This window comes from Deltaproteobacteria bacterium (genome assembly GCA_035063765.1).
GTDB lineage: Bacteria > Myxococcota_A > UBA9160 > UBA9160 > PR03 > CAADGG01.
Map to the genome: position 1 here is coordinate 178,984 of JAPSFT010000005.1, position 23,416 is coordinate 202,399.

The window sequence follows — 23,416 nt, forward strand, 5'->3', positions numbered from 1 at the left end:
TATCATCCGGCGCTGGAGTGAGCCCATGAGCATCTCGGCCGGACATCGTTCCCAGTGGGTGCTGCGGGTGCCGTGCTCGTCGACCCTCGTCGTCCTGCTGATCACGCTCGGCTGCGCATCCTCTCCGAACACGCCCACACCAGACACGCTCGAGTCCCTGAACCGTCCCGTGTTCGGGGCGAACCAGACGTTCGACAAGTACGCCTTCCGCCCGGTCGCGCGGGGATGGAAGGCCGTGACCCCGAAGGTCATGAGGCGTTCGATCTCGAACTCCTATCGGAATCTCACCTTTCCGAAGCGGTTCGTGAGCAACATGGGGCAGGGAGAGGTCCGGAATGCGCATGTCGAGCTTGCTCGCTTCCTCGTCAACTCGACGCTCGGCATCGGCGGGCTCTTCGATCCCGCCACTCGACTGGGTCTGGGCAAGTACGACGAGGACATCGGGACGATGCTGGCGAGATGGGGCGTGCCCTCCGGGCCCTACCTGGTCATCCCGGTCCTGGGCCCATCGACACCTCGCGACTCCTTCGGCGACGTCGTGGCGCTGGCCTTGAATCCACTCCTGTGGGCCGGGGTCAGCATTCCCCCACTCGGCCTGCTCTTCGCGATCAATGGGCGTGCCGAGATGGACGACCAGATCGAGGCGTCCCGGCGCGTCGCCCTCGATTACTACGTCTTCGTTCGCGACGCGTTCATCCAGAGCCGCACGCGGACCGAGTACGTGACGCGGGAAGAGAGTCCGCCAGGCGACCTCTACGACCTCTACGACCTCCCGGAGGCGCCGCCCCTAGTCCTTCCCCAGGTGGCATGCGATGGCAAGGAGTCGCAGGGTGAGTCCCAGGCGGGATGCGACGGGGAGCAGCAGCAGCCCGAGCCCGCGGCGTCGGCCGCCGGCGGCGCGTAGCAGCCAACCACCACTCCACGGCCTTGATTCCCTCACCCGTTCCGGTGTAAATGGGCACCTGGACGAGGTGACGATGAGCGCTGGTTCGATCACAGGGCTGTCGCGCCTGGTGGCGGCCTCAGCCGCACTCTGCGCGATCGCCGGATGCGTCAACACGAACCTGAGTGGCTCTCTGCTGCCCGGCGTCGAGCTCCACGACGAGATGACCTACTACGTCGAGAAGTTCGACCCTGACGGACGGGGGCTCCAGGACGTCATCCGGGACGAACTCGTGGCGCTCGGGCACCCCGCGACGTCTGGCGCAGCGGGATCTGCGCCGGAAGGAACCGATGTCATCGTCACCTACGAGGATCGCTGGATGTGGGACATCACCATGTACCTGATCCAGCTCGACATCCAGTTCCAGGATCCCTCGACTGGACGGGTCCTTGCGACCGGCCAGTCGTACCGGACGTCGCTCGCCCGCAAGAGCCCCGCCGAGATGGCGCGCGAAGTCCTGCGCAAGATCTTCGGGATGCCCGCGGAGAAGCCGCCGCGAAGGAAGAGGAGCCGATGAGGCCCGGCGCGGCCACGTCGGCAGGCCTTCTCGCTTCGACCTTCCTGGTCCTCGCCGGTTGCGCGCAGGCCCCGAAGGGGAAGAGCATCGCTCCCGCAACGCTGGCGGTCGATCACACGCACGAGGCACCCGTGGAGGTCCACGTGCGCGGCGGCGGAGACGGGTACCGTCTCTCGAACGAAGCCCTGCACGAGGCGATCGTGCTGGCGATCGAGCGGTCGCAGGTGTTCGGGAAGGTGCTGGACGACGGCGCGCCGTACCGGCTCGACGTGGTCATCGGCGGTGTTCACCAGCCCCCCATCGGGTGGAACTTCACCGTCGAGGTGAAGACGGTCTGGAACCTCTCCACCGCCGACACCAACGAGACGATCTGGCAGGAGACGATCACGGGCACGGACCAGGCGACCCCCGGGGACGCAGTCGTGGCCGTCAACCGGCTGCGGATCGCGACCGAGCGTGCGGCCCGGGCGTGCGTCGAGGAAGGCATCCGCAGGCTCTCGGCCCTCGACCTCCAATAGGGCTCAAGGAGCCACCCGATCCGCCGATACGCCAGCGGGCCTTCCCTCTGGCGGGGCTCTGGGAGGATCGAGATGCTTCGACGCTTGCTCTTCGGTGGGGTCTGTGCGCTGCTCGTCGCGGGCCCGGCGCAGGCCGAGAACGAAAGACGGGGCGAGAAGATGCTCGACGTCGGCTCGCGCGTCGTCTTCGGGATCCCGCTCACGATCGCGGGTGGCGTGCTCATGATTCCGGCGGGCCTCGCGACGCTGGTCACCCGGCCGAGCGAGATCGACACGACCTTCGACTACCTGGTGATGGGCCCGGTCCGCTACACGTGGGTCGATCCGCTCGGCGAGCACCCCGACCCGGCCGCCCAGCCGGCGACCTTCCGCCGCGACCGCTACGCCGCCGGGTCCCAGCCCGCGGTGCCGCAGGGAACGCCGTCGGGGGACTGAGCGAGGGCGCGCCGCGCCGGCCGGGCCCCGGCGGCGCGGCTCCTCCCCGGTCGCCCATCCGCATTCATTACAGTTTTTGACAGGATCCTGGTTCGACGTGTAACATCCGGGCGATGGCCGACGCGGTCTCTGCCCGCAGCCTGATCCTGGATCTGCTCTCCACCCTGCGCCGGGGCTCGATGCCCGTGCGTGCTCTGGTCGAGGCGGGGGCGCTCTTCGGGCTCGCCGAGGGCAGCGTGCGGGTCGCGCTCACGCGGCTCCTCGCCGAGGGTCTCGTCGAACGCGACGAGCGCGGCTCGTATCGGCTCGGCGCGGGCGCGCGTGCGGTCAGCGAGCGGGTGACGGGCTGGCGGCGGCTCGACGAGCGGCTGCGCGTCTGGAACGGGAGCTGGCTCGTCGTGCTCGCGGCGAAGGCCGCGCGGCCGGCGGGGCGGAGGGCGCGCGCGGCGCACGAGCGCGCGCTGCGCCTGCTCGGCTTCCGCGAGCTGGCTCCGGGCACGGCGCTGCGGCCGGACAACCTGGCGGGCGGGATCGACGCCGCGCGCGCGGAGCTCGTGCGCCTCGGGCTCGCCGCGGGCTCGCTCAGCGCCGAGCTGCGCGCGCTCGATCCCGTCACCGACGCGCGGGCGCGCGGGCTCTGGGACGGCGCGGCGCTGGTCGCCGGCTACCGGCGCGGCGTCCGCGAGCTCGACCGGAGCCGGCGGCGGCTCGCGCAGCGCTCCGAGAGCGCCGCGATGGTCGAGTCGTTCCGGCTGGGCGGCGCGATGCTGCGGCGCCTCGCGCTCGACCCGCTCCTGCCCGAGCCGATCGTGCCCGGCGCCGAGCGCGCGGCGCTCGTCGAGGCGATGCGCCGCTACGACGAGGCCGGCCGGGCCTGCTGGGCGCCGTTCCTGGAGCGCCACGGGGTGCGCCACCGGCGTGCACCCGCCGACACCCGCGCCCTCGCCCGGGGAGGACTCCCGTGACCGCTGCCGACCCGACCCTCGCGGCCGGTGCCCCGGACCTCGACGCCGGCCCGCGCACCAACGCCGCCTGGCACGAGCGCTTCACGCGCGCCGAGATCCAGGACCTGCTGCGCGTGTCGAGCGCGCGCGGCTGGCTCTCGATCGCGATCAACTGGGGGCTCGTCGCGGCCGCGTTCGCCCTGGTGGCCGCGTGGCCGAATCCGCTCACCGTCGTCGTGGCGCTCTTCGTGATCGGCGCGCGCCAGCTCGGCTGCGCGATCCTGATGCACGACGCCGCGCACCGCACGCTGCTCGCGGACCGGCGCTGGAACGACTGGGCCGGAAGCTGGCTGTGCGCCTATCCGGTCTGGACGGACCTCTTCGCCTACCGGCCCTACCACCTCCAGCACCACGCGAAGAACTGGACGGCGGAGGATCCCGATCTCGGGCTCGTGACGCCCTTCCCGATCACCCGGGCGAGCCTGCGCCGCAAGCTCGTGCGCGACCTCACGGGCCGGACGGGCCGCAAGTTCGCGCACGCCGCGTGGGCGCGCGCGCGCGCGCGATGGCGCGCGGGCGACGCCGACGGCCGCCGCGCGCTGGTCGGCTTCCTCGTCACCAACGGCCTCCTGCTCGCGGTCCTGACCGCCTTCGGCAGGCCCTGGCTGTACCTGCTCTGGGCCGGCGCCTGGCTCACGACCCACACGCTGGTGACCCGGGTGCGCGCGATCGCCGAGCACGCGATGGTGCCGGACCCCGCCGATCCCCTGCGCAACACCCGCACCACGCTCGTGCGCGGGTGGGAGCGCCTGCTCGTGGCGCCGAACCACGTGAACTTCCACCTCGAGCACCACCTCCTGATGACGGTCCCGCACTACCGGCTCCCGCGCATGCACCGGATGCTCGCCGAGCGCGGCCTGCTCGACGGGGCGCTGGTCACCAGGGGCTACCGCGCCGTGCTCGCGCGGGCCGCGTCGCGGCGCGAGCCGGTGCCGGCGCCCGCGGCTCCGGCCGGCGTGCCCCCGCGCGTCCCGCCGTTCTAGGTATCCTCGCCAGCTCCGTCGAGGAGGACCGCCATGCCCCCCGATCCCTTCCACAACCGGGTCGCTGTCGTGACGGGAGGGGCCGGCGGGATCGGCTTCGCGCTGGCCGAGGCCTTCGCGGCGCGCGGCGCCCGGATCGTGCTCGCCGACCTCGACGAGGCCGGGATGGCGGCGCGCGCGAAGGGACTCGCCGCGCGCGGCACCGAGGTGCTCTGCGTCCCGACCGACGTGACCCGGCGCGCGAGCGTGGTGGCGCTCGCCGACGCGGTCTGGGAGCGCTTCGGCGCGGCCCACCTGATCTGCAACAACGCCGGCATCGCGCTCGCCGGCCCGCTGCTCCAGGCCACGCCCGACGACTGGCGCCTCACCATGGACGTCAACTTCTGGGGCGTCGTGCACGGCGTCGACGCCTTCGCGCCGCGCCTGGTCGCCCAGGGTCAGGGCGGCCACATCCTGAACACCGCCTCGATGGCGGGGCTCGTCGGGATGGGCTGGCTCGGGATCTACTGCGCGTCGAAGTTCGCGGTGGTCGGCCTCACCGAGTCGCTGCGCCGCGAGCTCGCCGCGCACGGGATCGGCGTCTCCGCCCTGTGTCCGATGATCGTCGCGACCGAGATCGACCGGAACTCGGCGCGGCTGCGCGGGCGCGAGGCGCCGGACGCCCCCGCCGTCGACCAGCCGCCGGCCGGCGCGCTGAAGGGGGGCGTCATCGCGACGGAGGAGGTCGCGCGCCGGGTGGTGCGCGGGATCGAGCGCAACGAGCTCTACATCCTCACCCACCCCGAGCAGCGCGAGTTCCTGCGCCGGCGCGCCGAGCGCCTCGACGCGGTGTTCGCGCCGGAGCGCTGGGATCTCTAGCTCAGAGCCTGTGAAGGAATCGGCGACCGAGCCGATTCCTTCACAGGCTCTCAGGGCCCGGACGGGCTCTCGCGCATCCCGTTGCGCCGCAGGAGCACGAGGTTCCGCACGTAGACGATGCAGTTCGGCAGGAAGGCCAGCGTGAAGACCGGGTCGCGGCGGTGGATCGCGTAGGCGAGCAGGACCAGCGAGCCGGCGATGCTCAGGTACCAGAAGACGACCGGCACGTAGCTGCGACCGGCGCGCTCCGACGCGATCCACTGCACGAGGAAGCGCGAGAAGAAGGCGGCGTTGCCGGTGAGCCCGATGGCCAGCCACAGGGGCGAGTCGTTCCAGTCCATGGCGGCGCAGCGTAGCCCCGGCCGGCCGCCGGGGACGGCGCGCGCCGAGCCTCCCCGAGCCGGGCGCGGGGGCCTTCCCCTCGCACGAACTTACCCCGCGGACGGTCCCTTCTGATATCGTGCCGGGTTCCCCCGGCGCCTGGAGGTCTGGATGCGGGCTCGAAGCGGTGTCTGGCAGCGTTCTCCCTGGGTGGCGGCCGCGCTGCTCCTCGCGCTCTGGCCGGCGCCCGGCGCCGCCGAGCTGCCGTGGCCGACCTGCGCCGCGGCGGGCTGCAGCGATCCCGCCGACTTCTCCTCCTACCTCTTCGTCGCGCCGGGCACGACGCCGGACGACTACAGCGCGAGCTCCGGCGAAGCCTGGAAGTACGTCCCCGGCAGCGGCATGGACATCACCGGGATCTGGGAGCACACCACCGGCCGGCCCGACGTCGTGATCGCCGTCCTCGACAGCGGCAACTACTGGGACAACACCGACCTCGCGCGCAAGATCGCGCTCAACACCGGCGAGCTGCCGGTGCCCGCGGCCTGCGCGTCGCACGACTGCAACGGCGACGGCTTCGTCTCGGTCGACGACTTCACCGACGCCTGCGCCGCCGACCCGAACGGCAACGGCCACTGCGACGGCCAGGACCTGATCCGCTTCCATTCCGACGGCGTGGACGACGACGCCAACGGCTTCGTCGACGACATCGCCGGCTGGGACTTCGCCGACGACGACAACGACCCCGAGGACGAGGTCCGCTACGGCCACGGCAACGGCGAGGCCTCGGACGAGGTGGCCGAGGCGAACAACGGCGGCGGCTTCCCGGGCTTCGCGCCCTCGGCCCTCTACCTCCCGCTGAAGGTCGCCGACAGCTTCATCGCGATCGACCAGGAGTTCGCGCGCGCGGTGGTCTACGCGGTGGACCGCCAGGTGGGCGTGATCTCCGAGGCGCTCGGCACCGTCAACTCCTCGGCGGCCGGCCAGGCGGCGGTGGATTACGCGTACCGCAACGGGATCCCGCTGATCGCGAGCGCCGCCGACGAGGAGAGCCGCCACCACAACTACCCGGCGGCCTACGCGCACGTGATCTGGGTCAACTCGGTGACCAAGGGAGACGGCACCTTCGTCGACGAGGCCGCCAACGGCTTCGAGCTCCTGAACGGCTGCACCAACTACGGCGGCAAGGCGTGGGTCGCGATCCCGTCGGCATCCTGCTCGTCGGAGGCCACCTCGCGCGCGGGCGGGCTCACCGCGCTGCTCGTCTCGCACGCCTGGAACCAGATCGACCGCGGCCTGTTCGACCCCTATCCCGGCCTCGACACCCCCTTCTCCGCCGAGGAGGTGCGCCAGCTCCTGCGGCTCTCGGCGCGCGACGTCGATCACTCGGCGAGCCCGGGCATCGTGATGACGGTCCTCGGCCAGGTCCTGACCGGCGCGCTCTCGGCGCCCGCGCTCGGCCTGCACTTCGGCACGAGCCACTTCCCGAGCCAGCCCGGCTGGGACCAGTTCACCGGCTACGGCCGGCCCGACGGGCGGCCGCTGCTCGCGCTCGTGACCCCCACCACGATCCCGCCCGAGGCCGATCTCAGCGGCGGCCCGGCCTGGTTCGACACGATCGACCCCGCCGCGACGCCGAACGTGGCGCTGGTCGGCAGCGCGCGCGCGGTGCGCGCCGGCAACGACTTCGACTGGACGCTCGAGATCGGCTGCGGCGTGCAGCCGCTCACCTACACCGAGCTCGGGAGCGGCGCCAGCGGCGGCACGCCCCTCGAGGAGGCGGTGCTCGCCGCCTGGTCACCCGTCGCGACGGCGGCCGCCTGCCACTTCGACCCGTCCGCACCGATGGCGGGCGATCCCGACGCCCACAGCGTGACGCTGCGCCTGCGCGTCACCGACTCCTTCGGCAACGTCGGTGAGGACCGCCGGACGCTCGCGATCCACCACGACCCGGCGCTCCGCTACCGGCGCCGGCTCGGGGGCTCCGGCGAGAGCTCGCCCGCGCTCGCCGACGTGAACCGCGACGGCGTCCTCGACATCGTGCGCGGCAGCGGCGACGGCTCGGTGCGCGCGATCGACGGCGCGAGCGGCGCCGACCTGCCGGGCTTCCCGGTCTGGACCGCGGCCTTCAGCGAGAGCCTCGCCTACGGCTACACGAGCGGGCAGGTGCCGATCCCGCACGAGGCGGTGATCGCCTCGGTGGCCGCCGACGACCTCGACGGCGACGGCCACGTCGAGATCGTGGCAGCGGGCATGCAGGGCGGGCTCTACGTGTGGGACGACCACGGCGAGCTCCGCCCCGGCTTCCCGGTCACGACCGACCCGGCGCTCTCGGATCCCGCGAACCGCGACCCCCTCAACGACACCGACCCCGGCATCGTGGGCGCCCCCACGCTCGTGGACCTCGATCCGCCGGGCGTCGATCCCGTGCTCGAGATCGCGCACTCCGCGCTCGACGGGCACCTCTACGCCTGGCGCGCCGACGGCTCGCCGGTGGCGGGCTTCCCGGTGCGGCTCGCGGACCGGGCCAAGGTCTCGATCGACCCCGCGACCGGGAAGGCCACGCCGCTGCCCGGCGTGGAGGTGCGCAACCGCGCCGCCAAGAGCCTCTCCTCGCCCGCCGCCGGCGACCTCGACGGCGACGGCCGGCCCGAGCTCGTCGTCGCGACGAACGAGGAGTATCGCGGCACGGGCAACGCCTTCGCGATCGAGTCGCCGCTGCTCAGCACGCTCGCGATGCTCGCCGGCGATGCCTTCGACGACCTGCGCTTCGACACGACGGGCCGGGTCTACGCGGTGCGCGCCGAGGGCAACGACGCGGCGGGCGGCCCCTTCGCGCCGGGCTGGCCGGTCGCGGTGCCGGTGCTCGCGCCGGGCATCCTGCCGACCGTCGGGACCGGCACGCCGGGCTCGCCGGCGATCGTCCCGGTGGACGGAACGCCGCGCGTCATGCTCTTCGCCTCGACGGGCCCGCCGGTGCTCGTGAACGGCGACGGGAGCCCCGCGCTCGGCACGCTCGGGGGCCTCCCGCGCGTGCTGGCCCACGACTTCCCGGGCGGCTTCCCGAACGTCCCGGCGACCGCCGGCTCGCCGGACGCGCCCTTCTTCGCCGCCTTCGGCTCCGCGGCGGTCGGCGACATCACCGGCGACGGCGAGCCGGAGCTGGTCGCTCCGACCGGCGGCCTGCGCATGCTGCTCGACGTCGTGGTTCCGGCCCAGCAGGGGCTCGGCGACGCGCCGGCGCCGAGCGGCTTCGTGGGCGCCGGGATCGCGCACCACCACATCAGCGCCTGGAACGCCGGGACCGGAGCGCTCCTGCCCGCCTTCCCGCGCGTCATGGACGACATGCAGTTCATCGGCACGCCGGCGCTCGCCGACGTGGACGGCGACGGTGTCGCCGAGGTCCTGAACGGGAGCGGCGCCTACCAGGTGCGCGCCTACCGCGCCGACGGCACGACGCCCGCGGGCTGGCCGAAGTTCACCCACGGCTGGCACATCGCCTCGCCGACCGCGGGCGACGTGGACGGCGACGGGCTCACCGAGATCGTGGCCTTCACGCGCGAGGGCGAGCTCTACGTGTGGGACACGCCCGCGCCGGCGACCGAGGCCGCGCTGCCCTGGACCGGCTTCGGGCGCGATCGCCGCAACACCCAGAACCTCGACTCCGGCGTGTCGAGCCGCGCGCCGGCCGTGGACGCGCTCGCGGGCCTCGCCTGGGTGCTCGAGTCGCTTGCGACCGATCTCGAGGAGCTCGCCGCCACGCTTCCGCTCGCACAGGGGCGGCGGCTGCGCCGCTCGGTCGCGCCGTTCCTGATCCCGCGCGCGCTCGCCGCCGCCACGAGCGACCGCGAGTTCCGGCTCGCGGCCACCCTGCCTGGCATCGGGTACGGCCTCCGGCTGCCGACGGCGCCGATCCCGGAGCTCGCGCCGCTCGAGGAGCGCTTCCGCGCGGCCGTGCGCGCCGCGCTCGAGCGCCTCATCGAGAGCACCACCTGCGCGCCGGCCACCCCCTCGACCGCGGCGTGCGAGAACGCGCTCGGCTGGGCGCGCGTGCTCCTCCAGTTCGGCGACTGGGTGGACGCGGGCGGCGATCCCGACAACGCGATCCGGAACTGGGCCTACGGGATCGCGCTCTTCGACCGGTTGTAGGGGGCCCGACACGCGCTGCAGCCCCGGGGGCAAGGGCTAGACTGGCGCGCATGGCCACTCCCCCCGTCACCGCCGAGCAGGTGCTCGCCGCGCTGCGGCCGATCATCGACCCCGACTTCGGCAAGAGCATCGTGGACCTGGGCTTCGTGAAACACCTCGCGATCGAAGGCGGGCGCGTCGCCTTCGAGATCGAGCTCACGACCCCCGCCTGCCCCGTGAAGGCGGAGTTCGAGCGCGCCGCGAAGGAGCGCGTGGCGGCGCTGCCCGGCGTCACCGGGGTGGCGGTCACGATGACCGCCAACACGCGCGGCCGCCGCGGCGCGGCGCAGCCCCAGGGCGCGGTCCTGCCGGGCGTGCGCAACGTGCTGGCGGTGGCCTCGGGCAAGGGCGGCGTCGGCAAGAGCACCGTCGCGGTGAACCTGGCGCTCGCGCTGCGCGAGACCGGCGCCACCGTGGGCCTGCTCGACGCCGACGTCTACGGCCCCTCGCTGCCGCTCCTGACCGGCGTCACGGGGCGCCCCGAGACCCGCGAGCGGCGCATCGTCCCGCACGAGGGCTACGGCCTCCGCCTGATGTCGATGGGCTTCTTCGTGACCGACGACTCGCCGGTGATCTGGCGCGGCCCCATGGTGCACGGTCTCATCCGGCAGTTCCTGAGCGACGTCGAGTGGGGCGAGCTCGACTACCTGATCGTCGACCTGCCGCCCGGCACCGGCGACGCGGCGCTGACCCTCACCCAGCAGGCGCCGCTCTCGGGCGCGGTGATCGTCACCACCGCCAACGACCTGTCGCTGATCGACGCCCGCAAGGGCCTCTCGATGTTCGAGAAGGTGAGCGTGCCGGTGCTCGGCATCGTCGAGAACATGTCGTACTTCGTGCCGCCGGACCTGCCCGAGCGCCGCTACTACCTCTTCGGCCAGGGCGGCGGCGAGCGGGTCGCGAAGGAGCTCGGCCTCGAGTTCCTGGGCGAGGTGCCGATCGACCCGCGGGTGGTCGAGGGCGGTGACCTCGGCAAGCCGATCCTGGCCTACGCGCCCGACGCACCGCCCGCCGTGGTGCTGCGCGCGATCGCCGGGCGCGTCGCGCGCAAGCTCGCGGTGCTCGGCGAGAGCGCCCCGAAGCCCGCCGACGCGAACATCACCTGGGTCAGCTCGTAGCCCCGGCTGTCGGCGTCGGCTACGGCCCGTGCAGCAGGTCGCCGAACAGGACCGGCGCAGGGCCGACGTGGCCGCGTGACGAGCGCTCCAGGTAGTCGGCGTACTCGAGCCGCTCGAGCTGGATGCGCGGGTCGGGCTCGAAGAACGGGGCCGGCAGCTCCATGTGGCTCAGCCAGTCGACGTAGTCGGTCACGACGTGGACCCCGGAGCTGCGGTCGGTGGAGTCGATCCGGATCGGCAGCGCGGATGCGTCGTCGGTGACCCAGACCTCGTGCCGGCCCATCTCGTCGGTGAGCCGCAGCACGCGCGCCTTGCGCCCGCCCACCTCCTCCTCGCGCACGAGCTCCGCGCCGCGCGCCTTCAGATCGGCCGCCTCGTTGCCGAAGGGGCGCCCGGCGTCGCGGCCGAGATCGGCGGCGAGCGCCTTCGGGCTGCGCCGCACCGCGATCCCGGCCTGGCGCAGGCCGTCGATCACGTAGTACCACTCGCCGCTCACGAGCTGCACGATCGGAACCCCCGAGAGCACCGCCTCCGCGCGCATGCTGCGGCCCGCGGACCAGAGGTTGGTCACGATCACGCCCGTGTCGCCGCGGGTCACCCGCAGCGCATACCAGCTCGCGGGTGCGCTCTCGGCGCCCTTCTCCTTCTTCTTCGCGGGCGCCTCCTTCGTCGGCGTCTTCCGCTCGCCCGGCTTGCGGGCCTGCGCCCAGGCGGCGGGCGCAGCGAGAGCCAGGCTGGCGCACAGGGCCAGCACGACCGGGCGCAGCTTCATCGTGCCGGATCCTCCGTCGCGACCGCCCGCGGCGGCGCCTGCAGCGGGATGGGACGGCCCGTCATCGCGCCGGGCTGGGGAACGTCGAGCAGGGCGAGGACGGTAGGCGCGACGTCGAGCGCGCGCACGCGGCCGGGGCGCGCGCCGGGGGCGACGCCCCGCCCGAGCGCGAAGAAGATGCCCGCCATCTCGGGCGCGTCGGGCCGGTGGCCGTGCGCGCCCTCGAGGCCCAGGCCGAGCGCGGCCGCCGGCACCGCCAGCGCGCGCGAGCCGTCGACGATCGCGGTGCCGACCGGCGCCACGACGACGAGGTCGCCGAAGCGCGGGTTCGCGGCCGGCCACTCCGGGGGCGTCGCGCCGCGCGCGAAGGCCTCGAGCCCGAGCTTGCGGGCGACCTCGACCGCGCGCCCGATCGCGGCGCGCCGCTCGGCCGGCTCGCGCTGCCCGGCGCCGCGCCCGAGCTGCACGGTCGCGAAGCCGCCGCCGCCGATCACGTCGGCGCGCACCCCCGCCCGCGCGAGCTCCGCCTCGAGGTCGAGGCTGTGCTCGACGCGCGCCATCCCGTGGTCCGAGACCAGCAGCAGCGTCGTCGACGCGAGGAGCCCGCGCGCCTCGAGCCCCGCGACGAGCGCCGTGAGCGCGGCCTCCTGTTCGGCGAGCGCCACGTCGGACAGGGGCGTGCCCGGGCCCAGACGATGGCCGCTGGCGTCGGCGCCCGGCAGCCAGCAGGTGACGAAGCGCGGCCGCTCGGCGGGCTCCTCGCGATCGAGCCAGGCAAGGATCCGGTCCACCTTGCGCTGCGCGGGCACGCGTGCGTCGAAGCGCTCCCAGTCGCGCGGGCCGCGCCCGTCGCGCCAGGGGCCCTCCGAGCCGACCCAGTGGTAGGAGGCCGAGGGGAGGCCCGCGCGCGCGAGCAGCGACCAGAGCGGCTCCGCCTCGAGCCAGGTGGGATCGTCGTCGTAGCGGAAGCGGCCGCGCTTCGGGTCGCGGAAGGTGTTGTTCACGATCCCGTGCCGGTCGGGCTCGACGCCGGTCACGAAGGTCACGTGGTTCGGGAAGGTGTTCGAGGGGAAGACCGGGACCAGGGCCTCGGCGGCGGCGCCACGCTCGGCGATGCGGCGGAAGAGCGGGAGCTCCGCCACGTCGGCGGGGCGCGTCCCGTCGAGCGAGACCAGGAGTACGGTCGCCGGCGCCGCCGCCGCGGCGTGGCTGCACGCGAGGAGCGCGGCGAGGAGGAGTCCGAGGAGCCCCGGCATGGACCGTCGATGGTAGGGGCTCACCAGCGGTGCGCGAACTCCTCGGCCCAGCCGATCAGCCCGTCGACCGCGATCTCGCGCCCCTCGACCCGCACCCGCCCGCGCCAGCGCCCGAAGGCGCAGACGCCGCCCGTCGCGAGGACGCCGAGGTTCGCCCGCGGCGTGTGCGCGACGACGGGCTCGAGCACGAGGTCGAGCGCGCCCGAGTGCTCGGCGACCACGCGCCAGGGCTTGCGCCACTCGACCGGGTCGTAGTCCCAGCGCAGGTCCTCCATCACCTTGTGGAGGCGCCCGTCGCACAGGATCCCGTTCTCGTTGGCGCCCGTCCCGGTGGTCCACTTCGCGCCGAAGTTCACGCCGAGGAGCACGTCGCCCGCGTAGCCGGTCGCGACGCCCCAGTTCCAGAAGGAGCGGTAGGGCCAGATGCCGCGGCCCCAGTCCTGGACGGCGAAGCCGGTGCGCGGGTCGAAGCGGTAGCGCCGCGCGCCGGCGCGCACCTCGCCCTCGCAGGGGAGCGCGGCGTGCTTCGAGTTGCACTGGAAGCGCGTCTCGCTCCAGGGCACCACGACGTTCAGGCTCTCGTGGCCGGGCGGGCGGCGCACCGTGAACTCGGCCGCGAGCTCGGTCCGGTCGCGGGCGCGGCCGCGGAAGCGCACGGCGAGGTCGGGGCCCTCGATCCGGTTCTGGTAGTCGGCGCCCCCGCCCGCGAAGGCGACGCTCGCCTCGACCTGCTCGGGCAGCTCGATCCGCCCGGGCCCGCCGAACGAGCCGCCGCTCCAGTGCGTGCCGTCGCGGAGGTCGGTGAGCGTGAAGGCGCACATCGAGGCCAGGTCGAGGTTCGCGAGCGTGACCGAGAACACGAAGTCCGGCGCGATCCAGTTCCAGAAGTTCCAGCGCTTCTTGCGCGGCCAGTGGCCCGAGAGGTTGGCGCGGAAGAGGGGCTGGCGCGCGAAGCCGCGCGCCGCCGGGTCGAGCCGCCCGCGCGCGTCGCACAGGTCGACGGGCGCGGTGATCTCGCGCTCGAGGTAGGTGGCCTCGCGCACCCGCTGCGCACCCGGGCGGTCGAGGATCGGGAGGTGGTCGGGCAGTCGGGCCATGGCCACCGGCACGATACCAGCGACGGCTTGCGGCGTCGCGCCGGATGGGGTCGAATCCCCGGATGCTCCGCCGAACCCTTGCGCTCGCGCTGCTCTTCGCTGCTACCCCGGCTTCCGCCTTCACACCGGAGGAGGTGACCGCGGCGGCCGCCGTCGCCCGCGAGGTGGAGGCAGACGTCACGCAGCTCGCGGCCGACGCGCTCGAGGGGCGCGGCAGCGGGACCCCGGGCGGCGCCGCCGCGCGCGAGCTCCTGATCGACGAGCTCGAGCAGATCGGCCCTGGCCTCGACACGGCGGCCAGCGGCCGCGAGGCCTACCAGCAGCCCTTCGACGGGGTGCGCACGAACCTGCTGGCCGTGATCCCGGGCGGGGCCCGGGCGGACGAGTTCGTGATCGTGGGTGCCCACTACGACCACATACCGCCGGGCGGGTGCACGAACCTGGGCGACGCGATCTGCAACGGCGCCACCGACAACGCCGCCGGGGTGGCGGTGGTGCTGGCGATCGGACGCGCGCTGCGGGCGCTGCCGGCGCCGCCGGAGCGATCGGTCGTCCTCGCGCTCTGGGACGGTGAGGAGATCGGGCTGCTCGGGTCGAGCCACTTCGTCGCGCACCCGCTGGTCCCGCTCGCGGACGTGGTCAGCTACGTCAACTTCGACATCCAGGGCGCGAACCTGATGCCGAGCGTGCGCGAACTGAGCTTCGCGATCGGGACGGAGACCGGCGGCGCGCTGCTCACCTCGCTCACGAGCGCCGCGATCGACGCGGTCGGGCTCGACACGCGGCTGCTCTCGGTCGTGTTCGGCCAGCTCCGCAGCGACTACGTCGGCTTCCACGTGGGCGGGGTGCCGATCGTCTTCTTCAGCGACGCCACCAACGCCTGCTACCACACGAGCCGCGACGACCTCGCCGTCGTCGACGTGCGCAAGCTCGCCCGCCAGGCCGAGATCGGCTTCCGGCTCGTGCTCGGGCTCGCCGAGGACGAGCAGCGTCCGGTCCTCACGCCACCCACGGCGCTCACCACCTTCGACGACCTGCTGGCCATCTCCGACGTCCTGACCCGGAGCCTCGCGGATCTCGATCACGTCTCCCCCGGGTACCGCGACCAGCTCGTGGCGCTCGAGGCGCAGGCGCGCGGGAACGTCGGAGAAGGCCCCGAGGCTCTCGACGAGACCGAGACGATCGCGATCGCCACCGGGGCGATGGAGATCACGACCTACGGCTTCCCCTGTGACCCGCAGCTGCTGCCCGAGCCCGGCGGCGGGGCGAGCGCCGTGCTCGCGGCGCTCGCGCTGGCGGCGTGCGCGCGGCGCGGGCGCTGATCACGAGGCGCTGCGGCCGAGCCGCTCGAGCAGCTTGCCCCACAGGCCCCCGAAGTCGCCGTTGCTCATCACCAGGACGACGTCGCCCGCGCGGCTCGTCGCCCCGAGCCGCTCGACGATCGCCTCGACCCCCTCGATCGCCTCGGCGTCCACGCCGCCGGCGCGCAGGTCCTCGGCGAGGCGCCCGGCGTCGAGGTACTCGGTCACGACGCCGGTGTTGCTGTAGATCGGCTCGTGCGGGACGACCGCGACCACGGCGCGGTCGGCACCCGCCAGCGCCTCGGCGAAGTCGGCCTGGAAGAGCGCGCGGCGGCTCGTGTTCGAGCGCGGCTCGAGTACCGCCACCAGGCGCCGGCCGGGAAAGCGCGCGCGCATCGCGGCCACGGTCTCGCGCACCGCCGTCGGGTGGTGCGCGAAGTCGTCGAGCACGGTGACGCCGGCCACGGTGCCGCGCACCTCCTGCCGGCGGCGCACGCCGCGGAAGCGCGCCAGGGCCGCGGCCGCGGCCTCGACCGGCGCGCCCAGCACCACCGCCGTCGCGAGCGCGCCGAGCGCGTTGGCGACGTTGTGGCGGCCGTAGAGGGGCACCCGCGCGCGCGCCACCTCCGTGCCGTCGCGGAGCACGCGGAACGCGGTGCCGGCGGGGCCCGGGTCGAGGTCCACGGCGCGGAAGCCGTGCTCGGCCGTGCCGAGCCCGTAGCCGACGACCGGCGGCGGCGCGCCGGCCAGCACGTCGCACACGTTCGGGTCGTCGAGCGCGGCCACGATCGCGCCGCCGGCCGGCATCCCGCGCACCAGGGCGCGGAAGGCCTCCTGCACGTGCGCGAGATCGCGGTAGATGTCGGCGTGGTCGAACTCGACCGAGGTGAGGAGCAGCGTGCGCGGGTGGTAGTGCAGGAACTTCGGGGTCTTGTCGAAGAAGGCGGTGTCGTACTCGTCGCCCTCGACGACGAAGTGCGGGCCGGAGCCGTCCCGGAACGGGCCCTCGAAGTCGAGCGCTACGCCCCCCACCAGGACCGACGGATCGAGGCCCACCCCGGCGAGCAGCGCGCCGAGCAGGCTCGTCGTGGTGGTCTTCCCGTGCGTGCCGGCCACCACCACGGCGTGGCGGCCTGCCATCGCGAGCTCGTGGAGGGCGTCGGGGAAGGAGCGGTAGGGGATGCCGCCCTCGATCGCGGCGCGCGCCTCCGGGTTGTCGGGGCGCACCGCGTTGCCGATCACGACCAGGTCCGGGCGCGGCTCCAGGTGCGCGGCCTCGAAGCCGAGCGACACCGGGATGCCCCAGCCGGCCAGCATCTCGCTCATCGGGGGGTAGAGCGCCCGGTCGGAGCCGGTGACGCGCAGGCCGCGCGCGCGCAGGAAGCCGGCGAGTGCGCCCATCCCGGTGCCCGCGATCGCGATCAGGTGGACGTGCTCGAGCCGCGCGGGCAGGGCAGCCCTCACGCGGCCCTCCGGGCCTCGGCCAGCAGCCAGCCGTAGACGGCCGGCGCCGTGGCGTCGTGCTCGGGGTGCCACTCGACCCCGAGCAGGCCCTCGCCCTCGAAGGCCTCGAGGACGCCGTCGCGGGCGCGCGCCACGGCCCGCAGCCCGAGCGCGAGCCGCGCCACCGCCTGGTGGTGGGACGACGCCACCCGCGCGCGCGTGCCGAGCACGGCGCGCAGCGCGCTCGCCTCGTCGAGCGTCACCTCGTGCTCGGCGATGCGCCCCGAGCCGCCGTGGTCGATGGTGGTGCCGGCGGCTCGCCGCAGGTCGGCGTGGAGCGTGCCGCCCAGGCGCAGGTTCAGGAGCTGCATGCCGTAGCAGACCCCGAGCAGCGGCCGCCGGCGCTCGCGCGCCGCATCGATGAGCGCCAGGTCCCAGGCGACGCGCTCGGCAAGCTCGGCGGGAGCGCCGGCGGGCCCGAGGGCGCGCTCGTCCCCGGGGCTCGGACCGCCGAGGGCCGCCGGAAGCTGCGCGCCGCCCGTGACGACGAGGCCCGCGCACAGGGCCGCGGCGCGCTCGGGCGCGAGGTCGGGCGGGAGCAGGACGGGGGCGCCGCCGGCCGCCTCCACCGCGCGGGCGTAGGCGCGCCCGACGTAGAGGTACTGCTGTCCGGGCCGGATCCGCTCGCCCGGGTCGATGCTCACCGTGATGCCGATCACCGGACGCGCCACGTCTGCCCTGGGCCCCCCGCGCTACTCCGCCAGGAACGACTCCATCACCAGATCGTGCACGACGGCCCGGAGCTTGAACGGGCTGCGCTTGGCCACCAGGTGGACCCGGTTGGTGAGCATCACCACCACGGCTTCGCGCGCGAGGTCGATCCAGAGCGAGGTGCCCGTGAAGCCGAGGTGCCCGACCGTGGCGCCCGGCGTGAAGTAGCGGCCGGAGCTCGAGGCGCCCGGGGTCGGCGTGTCCCAGCCGAGCGTCCAGGTGGCCGGTGCGGAGCCCGCCGGGTCGAGGGCCTTGCCCTCCTGCCGGGTGAGGAAGCGGTGCAGCCACTCGCGCGGCAGCACGCGCGCGAGGACGGGATCGGCCTCGCCCCGGCCGTGCCAGGCGTCGAGCACCGCGCCCGCGAAGCGCAGCACGTCGTCGGCCGGCGCGAACAGGCCGGCGTGGCCGGCGACGCCGCCCATCGCCCAGGCGTTCGGGTCGTGCACCTCGCCCCACAGGATGCGCCCTCGCCAGGGGCAGTTCTCGGTGGCGGCGAAGCGGCGGCGCAGGGCGTCCGGGAGCGGCGGCTGGCCGTCGCCGAGCCGCACGAAGCGGGTGTCCGCGAGCCCGAGCGGGGCGAAGATGCGCGCGGCGCAGAACTCGTCGAGCGGCTGCTTCGCCACCGTCTCGACCAGCTCGCCGAGCAGCATGAAGTCGAGGTCGCCGTAGACGGCGGCCTCGCCGGGCTCGTGCACGAGCGTCGAGCGGTGGATGCGCTCGAGGATCGCCTCCTTCGCCGCCGGCGTGCCGAGCAGGCGCTCGCCCTTCTTGCGCTCGCGTTCGAGCAGCGCCTCGTGGAAGGGACGCCAGGGCCGCAGCCCCGCGCTGTGCGTGAGCAGGTGGCGCACCCGCACCTGCTCCTTGCCGCGCTCGCCGGCGGCGGGCACGTACTTGGCGAGCGGCTCGTCGAGGTCGATCGCGCCCTCGGCGACGAGCAGCAGGACCGCCGTCGCGGTGGCGATCGGCTTGGTGAGCGACGCCAGGTCGAAGACCGTCTCGCGCGCCATCGGGATCCGCTCGGGCCGCACGGCCGCGAGCCCGCGCACCGAGCAGTGCTCGAGCCACTCGCCGTCGCGCCGCATGCGCGCCAGCACGACGGCGCCCGGGATCTCGGCGTCGGCGATCGCCTTGTCGAGCGCGCGGTCCACGCGCGCGAGCTTGCGTCGGATCCGCGCGTGCTTCATGGCCGGTCGCTCACCCCCCGCTCGAGAAATTGCAGCTCGGCCCGCGTGCCGTCGAGGCGCGCGCGGGCGCCCACCGGCCAGGGCAGGTTCGGCGCGCCGTGGCCGAAGGGGAGGCCCGCCACCCACGGGACGCCGAGCTCCTCCACGACCTCGCGCAGCACCTCCCAGGCGCTCACCGAGCCGTCCGGCTCGTCGCAGCGCTCGAAACGCCCGAGCCCGATCCCGGCGACGCGCGCGAGCTTGCCGGCGCTGCGGAGCTGCGCGAGCAGGCGGTCGAGGCGATAGGGGCGCTCGCCCACGTCCTCGAGCAGGAGCAGGGCGCCGCGCGTGTCGATCTCCCAGGGCGTACCGAGCGAGGCCACCACCATCGTGAGCGAGCCGCCGGTGAGCCGGCCCTCGGCACACCCGCCGCCGCCCGCGGCGCCCTTCCAGGCCGGGCGCGCGGGCCCGCCGCCGCCGAGCGCGGCGACCAGCGCGGCGAGCTCCTCGTCGCGCAGGTCGCCGCCGCGGTCGAGCATCGGGCCGTGGAAGCCGACCAGGCCGGCGGCGCGGCGCTGCCAGAGCAGGAGCGCCGTCACGTCGCTGAAGCCGACCAGCGGCTTGCGCGCCGCGCGCACGGCGGCGGCGTCGAGGCGGTCGAGGATGCGCGGCGTGCCGTAGCCGCCGCGCGCGCACACGATCGCGCCGACGCGCGGGTCCGCGACCAGCTCCATCAGCTCGGCGGCGCGCCGCGCGTCGTCGCCGGCCAGGTAGCGGTGGCGCGCCAGCAGGTCACCGCGGCGCACCACGGCGAAGCCCGCCTGGCGCCAGCGCTCCTCGCCGGCCGCGAGCGTCTCGGGGTCCACGGCGGCCGCCGGCGCCGCGATCCCGATCGCCGCGCCGGGCCGCAGCGCGTGGGGCTTCAGGAGCGCGGGCGGCACTAGAGGAAGTCGCCCGGCTCGCTGCCGTCCTCGTCGGGCGGCAGGAAGCCGCTGCCGCCGCGCGGCGGGCCCTGGTCGTCGGGGACGAAGGCCGAGCGGTCGCGGAACTGCGCGAGGCGCGACAGGAAGGTGAGCTCGATCGTGCCGGTCGGGCCGTTGCGCTGCTTCGAGATGATCAGCTCGGCCAGGTCCTCCTTGCCCGGGTCGTCACGGTTGTAGAACCAGTCGCGGTAGATGAAGGCGATCACGTCGGCGTCCTGCTCGATGGCGCCCGACTCGCGCAGGTCCGCCAGCATCGGGCGCTTGTCCTTGCCGGGCCGGTTCTCGGGGCCGCGGTTGAGCTGCGAGAGCGCGATCACCGGGATCTCGAGCTCCTTCGCCATCGCCTTCAAGCCGCGGCTGATCTCGGAGATCTCCTGCTCGCGGCGCTCGTTGCGCCCGTCGCCGTGCGCGAGCTGGAGGTAGTCGACCATCACCAGGTCGAGGCCGCGGTCCTTCTTCATGCGCCGGCACTTCGCCTTCATCTCGAGCACGGTGATCATGCCCGAGTCGTCGATCCAGATGTCGGCGTGTCCGATCGCGCCGGCCGCGTCGCGCAGGCGCTTGTAGTCGTGGGTCGTGAGGTAGCCGCTGCGGATCCGCGACTGGTCCACCTCGGCCTCGGCGGAGAGCATGCGCAGCACCAGCGCCTGTGCGGTCATCTCGAGCGAGAACACCGCGACCTTCTTGCGGTGCAGCACCGCGGCGTTGCGCGCGATGTTGAGCGCGAGCGCCGTCTTGCCCATGCTCGGGCGGGCGGCCAGGATGAAGAGCTCCCCGGGCTGGAGCCCGCCGGTCTTCTCGTCGAGCTCCTTGAAGCCGGTCGGCACGCCGGTGAGCTCGCCCCCCCGGCCCATCACCGCCTCGACGTAGTCGAAGGTGCTCTGCATCTCGTCCTGCAGGCTGCGGAAGGTCTCGCGCGCGTTCTGGCGCCCGATGTCGAGGATGCGCCCCTCGGCCTGGTCGAGCAGCGTGTCGGCGCGGTCCCCGCCGTCGAAGCCCATCTCGACGATCTCGGTGGCGACCCCGATCAGGCGCCGGCGGATCGCGCGGTCGCGCACGATGCGCGCGTGGTGGACGACGTGGGCGGCGGTGGTCTCGAAGTCCGCGATCTCGGCGAGCGCCACCGGCCCGCCGATCCGGTCGAGCAGCTTGTGCCGCACCAGGTGGTCCGAGAGCGTGCGCAGGTCCACCGGCGAGCCCGCCTCGGAGAGCGCGTGCATCGCCTCGAAGAGCGCGCGGTGCGCGGGGTGGTAGAAGTCCTCGGGCTTGCACTCGAGGTACACCGCGTGGATCGACTCGTTGCGCAGCAGCAGGCCCGAGAGGACCGACTTCTCGGCATCGAGGTCGTTCGGCGGGACCCGGCCCGAAGAGCCGAGCGCAGGAGCGCCGTCCTCTTCGCGTCGCGACCGGCCCTGGGTTCGCGCCACGCCGTCTTCCTTCGCGTCGTTCGGGATCGAGCCGAACTGTACCACGGAGGCTAGGGCGCGGCGGTGACCTTCACGGTGATCGTGGCCTGGATCTCCCGGTGGAGCTTGATCACGACCGGGTGCTCACCGACCTCCTTGATCGGGTCGGCGAGCGCGATCTTGCGGCGGTCCACCTCGAGACCGCGTTCTGTGAGCTGCTCGGCGATCATCACCGCGGTGACGGAGCCGAAGAGCTTGCCCTCCTCGCCGGCCTGGGCGGTGATCTCCACCACCTGGCCCTCGAAGCGGGCCTTCTCGCCCTCGAGCAGCTTGCGCGCACGCGCCACCTTCTCGGCGATCACGCGCTGCTGGTGGGCGAGCTGCTTCTTGCTGGCCTCGGTGGCGGCGACCGCCAGGCCGCGCGGCAGGAGGTAGTTGCGGGCGAAGCCCGGCTTCACCGCCACGAGCTCGCCGGCGTCACCCAGGTTCGGGACGTCCTCGCTCAGGATCACCTGCACGGAGCGCATCGGCTGCTACTCCCCCGCGGGCGCGCGGTCGTCGCCCTCGTCGTCGTCGTCCTCGTCGCGGCTGCGCGGCTCGCGCACGCCGTACTCCTCCTCCTCCTCGCCACCGCCTTCGTCGACCGGCTCGCCGGCCAGGCGCGCGGCCTCGCGCGCGGCACGCTCCTCGGCCTCGCGGGCGGCGCGCTCGGCGGCCTTCTCGTGGCGCACCTTCTCGAGCTCGACCGCCTTCGCCCTGCGCGCGTCGAGGTCGCCGACGTCGTCGGCGCGGCGCACCGTCAGGAAGCGCAGGATCGACTCGTCGATGCGCAGCGCGCGCTCGAGCTCGGCGACCGCCTTGCCGCTGTCGGCGTAGAAGAGCGAGAGGTAGTGGCCCTTCTGGAAGCGCGCGATCTCGTAGGCGAGCTTGCGCTTGCCCATGTCGTCCACCTCGAGCGGGACCGCGCCGGAGCGCTCGAGGACCCCCTTGAGGCGCCCGATCAGGGTCTCGCGAGCCTCCTCGGAGATCTCGGGCTGGACGATGAAGGTCGTATCGAATTCCCGCACGGAGCCTCCTCGCGGACGGAGCGCCGGCCCGATCCGGTCCGATCGGAGCGATCCCGGTGCCGGCGCTTCGGGCTCCCGTCCGCCTGGCATCGGGGCGGGGGCCGCGATGCCGCTGCGGGAGCCGAGGTGGGTGATCGAAGGCGCGGACGGATAGCAGACCCGGCGAGGGCTAGCGAGGCGCCCGGGGCCTCGGGCTAATCCTGACCCTCGGGGCGCCGGCGGGTCCGGGCCGCCTCCGCCAGCTCCGCGAGGAGCGGCTCGGTGCGCTCCCAGCTCATGCAGGCGTCGGTGATGCTCTTGCCGTAGGTGAGCGGCTGCCCCGGCTTGGCGTCCTGGCGACCCTCCTCGAGGAAGCTCTCGAGCATGAGGCCGATGACCGCACGGTTGCCCTCGGCCACCTGGCGGGCGACCGAGCGGCAGACGCCGGCCTGGCGCTGCGGGTCCTTCGCGCTGTTCGCGTGCGAGCAGTCGATCACGAGCCGATCCGGGAGGCCCGCCTTGCCGAGGGCCGCACCGATCCGGGCCAGGCTCTCGGTGTCGTGGTTCGGGCCGTCGCTGCCGCCCCGCAGGATGAGGTGGCAGTCGCGGTTCCCGCGGGTGCTCACGATCGCGGCCACGCCCTGCTTCGTCACGGACAGGAAGTTGTGCGGGTGCTGCGCCGAGAGGATCGCCTCGATCGCGATCTGGACGTTGCCGTTGGTGGCGTTCTTGAAGCCGACCGGCATCGACAGGCCCGAGGCCAGCTCGCGGTGTACCTGGCTCTCCGAGGTGCGGGCGCCGATCGCGCCCCACGAGACCAGGTCCGCGATGAACTGGGGTGAGATCGGGTCCAGGAACTCGGAGCCGGCCGGCAGGCCCAGCTCGGAGATCTCGAGCAGCAGCCGGCGCGCCTTCCGCAGGCCCTCGTTGATGGCGAAGCTCTCGTCGAGGTGCGGGTCGTTGATCAGGCCCTTCCAGCCCACGATCGTGCGCGGCTTCTCGAAGTACACGCGCATCACGACCAGCAGGTCCCGGGAGTGGCGGTCCGCGGCGCCCCGCAGCCGGCGGGCGTAGTCGAGCGCCGCCTCCGGGTCGTGCACCGAGCAGGGGCCCACGACGACCATCAGGCGATCGTCCTCGCCGTGCAGGACCGCCGCGATCTGCTCGCGGCCGCGCGCCACCGTCTCGGAGCTCTTCTCCCCGATCGGGAGCTCCTCCATCAGGATCGCGGGCGGGATCAGCGGCCGGAGGCCGGCGATGCGCAGGTCGTCGGTCTGGAAGATCATGGGACGG

22 protein-coding genes are annotated in these 23,416 nt (G+C 74.0%); 10 read left to right on the top strand and 12 right to left on the bottom strand.

What is annotated here, in order from left to right; translation table 11 throughout:
• Positions 1-25 precede the first annotated feature (25 nt).
• The 7 genes from OZ948_04715 (at position 26) to OZ948_04745 (ending at position 5,258) form a co-directional block, all read left to right on the top strand.
• Positions 26-904 (top strand): VacJ family lipoprotein, encoded by an 879-nt coding sequence (locus OZ948_04715; GenBank protein MEB2344020.1) that lies wholly within the window; start codon positions 26-28, stop codon positions 902-904.
• Between the two features lie 73 nt (positions 905-977).
• Positions 978-1,460: a hypothetical protein gene (locus tag OZ948_04720; GenBank protein ID MEB2344021.1), complete on the top strand. Its 483-nt coding sequence runs from the start codon at positions 978-980 to the stop codon at positions 1,458-1,460.
• The gene (locus OZ948_04725; GenBank protein MEB2344022.1) at positions 1,457-1,978 is read left to right on the top strand and encodes a hypothetical protein; all 522 of its coding nucleotides are present in this window, start codon (positions 1,457-1,459) and stop codon (positions 1,976-1,978) included. The genes OZ948_04720 and OZ948_04725 overlap by 4 nt, the downstream gene beginning before the upstream one ends.
• A 72-nt stretch (positions 1,979-2,050) precedes the next feature.
• Positions 2,051-2,413 carry a hypothetical protein gene (locus OZ948_04730; GenBank protein MEB2344023.1) on the top strand — a complete coding sequence of 121 codons (363 nt, stop codon included), beginning with the start codon at positions 2,051-2,053 and terminating at the stop codon, positions 2,411-2,413.
• 113 nt (positions 2,414-2,526) lie between these two features.
• Positions 2,527-3,378: a PaaX family transcriptional regulator gene (locus OZ948_04735; protein ID MEB2344024.1), complete on the top strand. Its 852-nt coding sequence runs from the start codon at positions 2,527-2,529 to the stop codon at positions 3,376-3,378.
• A complete protein-coding gene (locus OZ948_04740; protein MEB2344025.1) occupies positions 3,375-4,400 on the top strand; it encodes a fatty acid desaturase family protein in 1,026 nt (341 codons plus the stop codon). The genes OZ948_04735 and OZ948_04740 overlap by 4 nt, the downstream gene beginning before the upstream one ends.
• A gap of 33 nt (positions 4,401-4,433) precedes the next feature.
• Entirely contained in the window at positions 4,434-5,258 is an 825-nt protein-coding gene (locus OZ948_04745; protein MEB2344026.1) for an SDR family NAD(P)-dependent oxidoreductase, read from the top strand.
• A 50-nt stretch (positions 5,259-5,308) separates the two neighbouring features.
• Here OZ948_04745 and OZ948_04750 read toward each other — a convergent pair whose 3' ends face one another.
• On the bottom strand, positions 5,309-5,599 hold the full coding sequence (locus OZ948_04750) for a lipid-A-disaccharide synthase N-terminal domain-containing protein (protein ID MEB2344027.1): 291 nt from the start codon (positions 5,597-5,599) through the stop codon (positions 5,309-5,311).
• A gap of 151 nt (positions 5,600-5,750) precedes the next feature.
• Between OZ948_04750 and OZ948_04755 the strand changes: the two genes are divergently transcribed.
• Together OZ948_04755 and OZ948_04760 are read left to right on the top strand one after the other, a co-directional pair.
• Positions 5,751-9,728, top strand: coding sequence for an FG-GAP-like repeat-containing protein (locus OZ948_04755; protein ID MEB2344028.1), 3,978 nt, complete (start codon positions 5,751-5,753; stop codon positions 9,726-9,728).
• A 50-nt stretch (positions 9,729-9,778) separates the two neighbouring features.
• On the top strand, positions 9,779-10,885 hold the full coding sequence (locus OZ948_04760; GenBank protein MEB2344029.1) for an Mrp/NBP35 family ATP-binding protein: 1,107 nt from the start codon (positions 9,779-9,781) through the stop codon (positions 10,883-10,885).
• A 19-nt stretch (positions 10,886-10,904) separates the two neighbouring features.
• Here OZ948_04760 and OZ948_04765 read toward each other — a convergent pair whose 3' ends face one another.
• Genes OZ948_04765 through OZ948_04775 form a run of 3 tightly spaced genes read right to left on the bottom strand, consistent with a single transcriptional unit; the run spans position 10,905 to position 14,010 of the window.
• The gene (locus OZ948_04765; protein MEB2344030.1) at positions 10,905-11,657 is read right to left on the bottom strand and encodes a hypothetical protein; all 753 of its coding nucleotides are present in this window, start codon (positions 11,655-11,657) and stop codon (positions 10,905-10,907) included.
• Positions 11,654-12,913: an alkaline phosphatase family protein gene (locus OZ948_04770; protein MEB2344031.1), complete on the bottom strand. Its 1,260-nt coding sequence runs from the start codon at positions 12,911-12,913 to the stop codon at positions 11,654-11,656. The genes OZ948_04765 and OZ948_04770 overlap by 4 nt, the downstream gene beginning before the upstream one ends.
• Before the next feature lie 20 nt (positions 12,914-12,933).
• Entirely contained in the window at positions 12,934-14,010 is a 1,077-nt protein-coding gene (locus OZ948_04775; protein ID MEB2344032.1) for a DUF2804 domain-containing protein, read from the bottom strand.
• A gap of 62 nt (positions 14,011-14,072) precedes the next feature.
• Here OZ948_04775 and OZ948_04780 point away from each other — a divergent pair, with 62 nt between their 5' ends.
• Entirely contained in the window at positions 14,073-15,332 is a 1,260-nt protein-coding gene (locus OZ948_04780; protein MEB2344033.1) for a M20/M25/M40 family metallo-hydrolase, read from the top strand.
• On the opposite strand, the gene mpl is transcribed toward OZ948_04780, so the two are convergent.
• The 8 genes from mpl to OZ948_04820 all read right to left on the bottom strand — a co-directional run bounded on the left by mpl (position 15,333) and on the right by OZ948_04820 (position 23,409).
• Entirely contained in the window at positions 15,333-16,775 is a 1,443-nt protein-coding gene (mpl, locus tag OZ948_04785) for a UDP-N-acetylmuramate:L-alanyl-gamma-D-glutamyl-meso-diaminopimelate ligase (protein ID MEB2344034.1), read from the bottom strand.
• Positions 16,772-17,485 (bottom strand): gamma-glutamyl-gamma-aminobutyrate hydrolase family protein, encoded by a 714-nt coding sequence (locus OZ948_04790; GenBank protein MEB2344035.1) that lies wholly within the window; start codon positions 17,483-17,485, stop codon positions 16,772-16,774. The genes mpl and OZ948_04790 overlap by 4 nt, the downstream gene beginning before the upstream one ends.
• Before the next feature lie 21 nt (positions 17,486-17,506).
• Positions 17,507-18,709 carry a serine hydrolase gene (locus tag OZ948_04795; GenBank protein MEB2344036.1) on the bottom strand — a complete coding sequence of 401 codons (1,203 nt, stop codon included), beginning with the start codon at positions 18,707-18,709 and terminating at the stop codon, positions 17,507-17,509.
• Positions 18,706-19,629 (bottom strand): LD-carboxypeptidase, encoded by a 924-nt coding sequence (locus tag OZ948_04800; protein ID MEB2344037.1) that lies wholly within the window; start codon positions 19,627-19,629, stop codon positions 18,706-18,708. The genes OZ948_04795 and OZ948_04800 overlap by 4 nt, the downstream gene beginning before the upstream one ends.
• The gene (dnaB, locus tag OZ948_04805) at positions 19,629-21,143 is read right to left on the bottom strand and encodes a replicative DNA helicase (GenBank protein ID MEB2344038.1); all 1,515 of its coding nucleotides are present in this window, start codon (positions 21,141-21,143) and stop codon (positions 19,629-19,631) included. The genes OZ948_04800 and dnaB overlap by 1 nt, the downstream gene beginning before the upstream one ends.
• A 5-nt stretch (positions 21,144-21,148) precedes the next feature.
• Positions 21,149-21,604, bottom strand: a complete 456-nt coding sequence (rplI, locus tag OZ948_04810; GenBank protein MEB2344039.1) for a 50S ribosomal protein L9 — start codon at positions 21,602-21,604, stop codon at positions 21,149-21,151.
• A 6-nt stretch (positions 21,605-21,610) separates the two neighbouring features.
• Positions 21,611-22,144: a 30S ribosomal protein S6 gene (gene rpsF, locus OZ948_04815; GenBank protein MEB2344040.1), complete on the bottom strand. Its 534-nt coding sequence runs from the start codon at positions 22,142-22,144 to the stop codon at positions 21,611-21,613.
• 194 nt (positions 22,145-22,338) lie between these two features.
• A complete protein-coding gene (locus tag OZ948_04820; GenBank protein ID MEB2344041.1) occupies positions 22,339-23,409 on the bottom strand; it encodes a 3-deoxy-7-phosphoheptulonate synthase in 1,071 nt (356 codons plus the stop codon).
• Between the last annotated feature and the right edge of the window lie 7 nt (positions 23,410-23,416).

Coding starts and splice junctions, on each gene's coding strand:
- OZ948_04715 (MEB2344020.1), top strand. CDS start 26: ATGAGCATCTCGGCCGGACATCGTTCCCAGTGGGTGCTGCGGGTGCCG.
- OZ948_04720 (MEB2344021.1), top strand. CDS start 978: ATGAGCGCTGGTTCGATCACAGGGCTGTCGCGCCTGGTGGCGGCCTCA.
- OZ948_04725 (MEB2344022.1), top strand. CDS start 1,457: ATGAGGCCCGGCGCGGCCACGTCGGCAGGCCTTCTCGCTTCGACCTTC.
- OZ948_04730 (MEB2344023.1), top strand. CDS start 2,051: ATGCTTCGACGCTTGCTCTTCGGTGGGGTCTGTGCGCTGCTCGTCGCG.
- OZ948_04735 (MEB2344024.1), top strand. CDS start 2,527: ATGGCCGACGCGGTCTCTGCCCGCAGCCTGATCCTGGATCTGCTCTCC.
- OZ948_04745 (MEB2344026.1), top strand. CDS start 4,434: ATGCCCCCCGATCCCTTCCACAACCGGGTCGCTGTCGTGACGGGAGGG.
- OZ948_04750 (MEB2344027.1), bottom strand. CDS start 5,599: ATGGACTGGAACGACTCGCCCCTGTGGCTGGCCATCGGGCTCACCGGC.
- OZ948_04755 (MEB2344028.1), top strand. CDS start 5,751: ATGCGGGCTCGAAGCGGTGTCTGGCAGCGTTCTCCCTGGGTGGCGGCC.
- OZ948_04760 (MEB2344029.1), top strand. CDS start 9,779: ATGGCCACTCCCCCCGTCACCGCCGAGCAGGTGCTCGCCGCGCTGCGG.
- OZ948_04765 (MEB2344030.1), bottom strand. CDS start 11,657: ATGAAGCTGCGCCCGGTCGTGCTGGCCCTGTGCGCCAGCCTGGCTCTC.
- OZ948_04770 (MEB2344031.1), bottom strand. CDS start 12,913: ATGCCGGGGCTCCTCGGACTCCTCCTCGCCGCGCTCCTCGCGTGCAGC.
- OZ948_04775 (MEB2344032.1), bottom strand. CDS start 14,010: ATGGCCCGACTGCCCGACCACCTCCCGATCCTCGACCGCCCGGGTGCG.
- OZ948_04780 (MEB2344033.1), top strand. CDS start 14,073: ATGCTCCGCCGAACCCTTGCGCTCGCGCTGCTCTTCGCTGCTACCCCG.
- OZ948_04795 (MEB2344036.1), bottom strand. CDS start 18,709: ATGAAGCACGCGCGGATCCGACGCAAGCTCGCGCGCGTGGACCGCGCG.
- rplI (MEB2344039.1), bottom strand. CDS start 21,604: ATGCGCTCCGTGCAGGTGATCCTGAGCGAGGACGTCCCGAACCTGGGT.
- OZ948_04820 (MEB2344041.1), bottom strand. CDS start 23,409: ATGATCTTCCAGACCGACGACCTGCGCATCGCCGGCCTCCGGCCGCTG.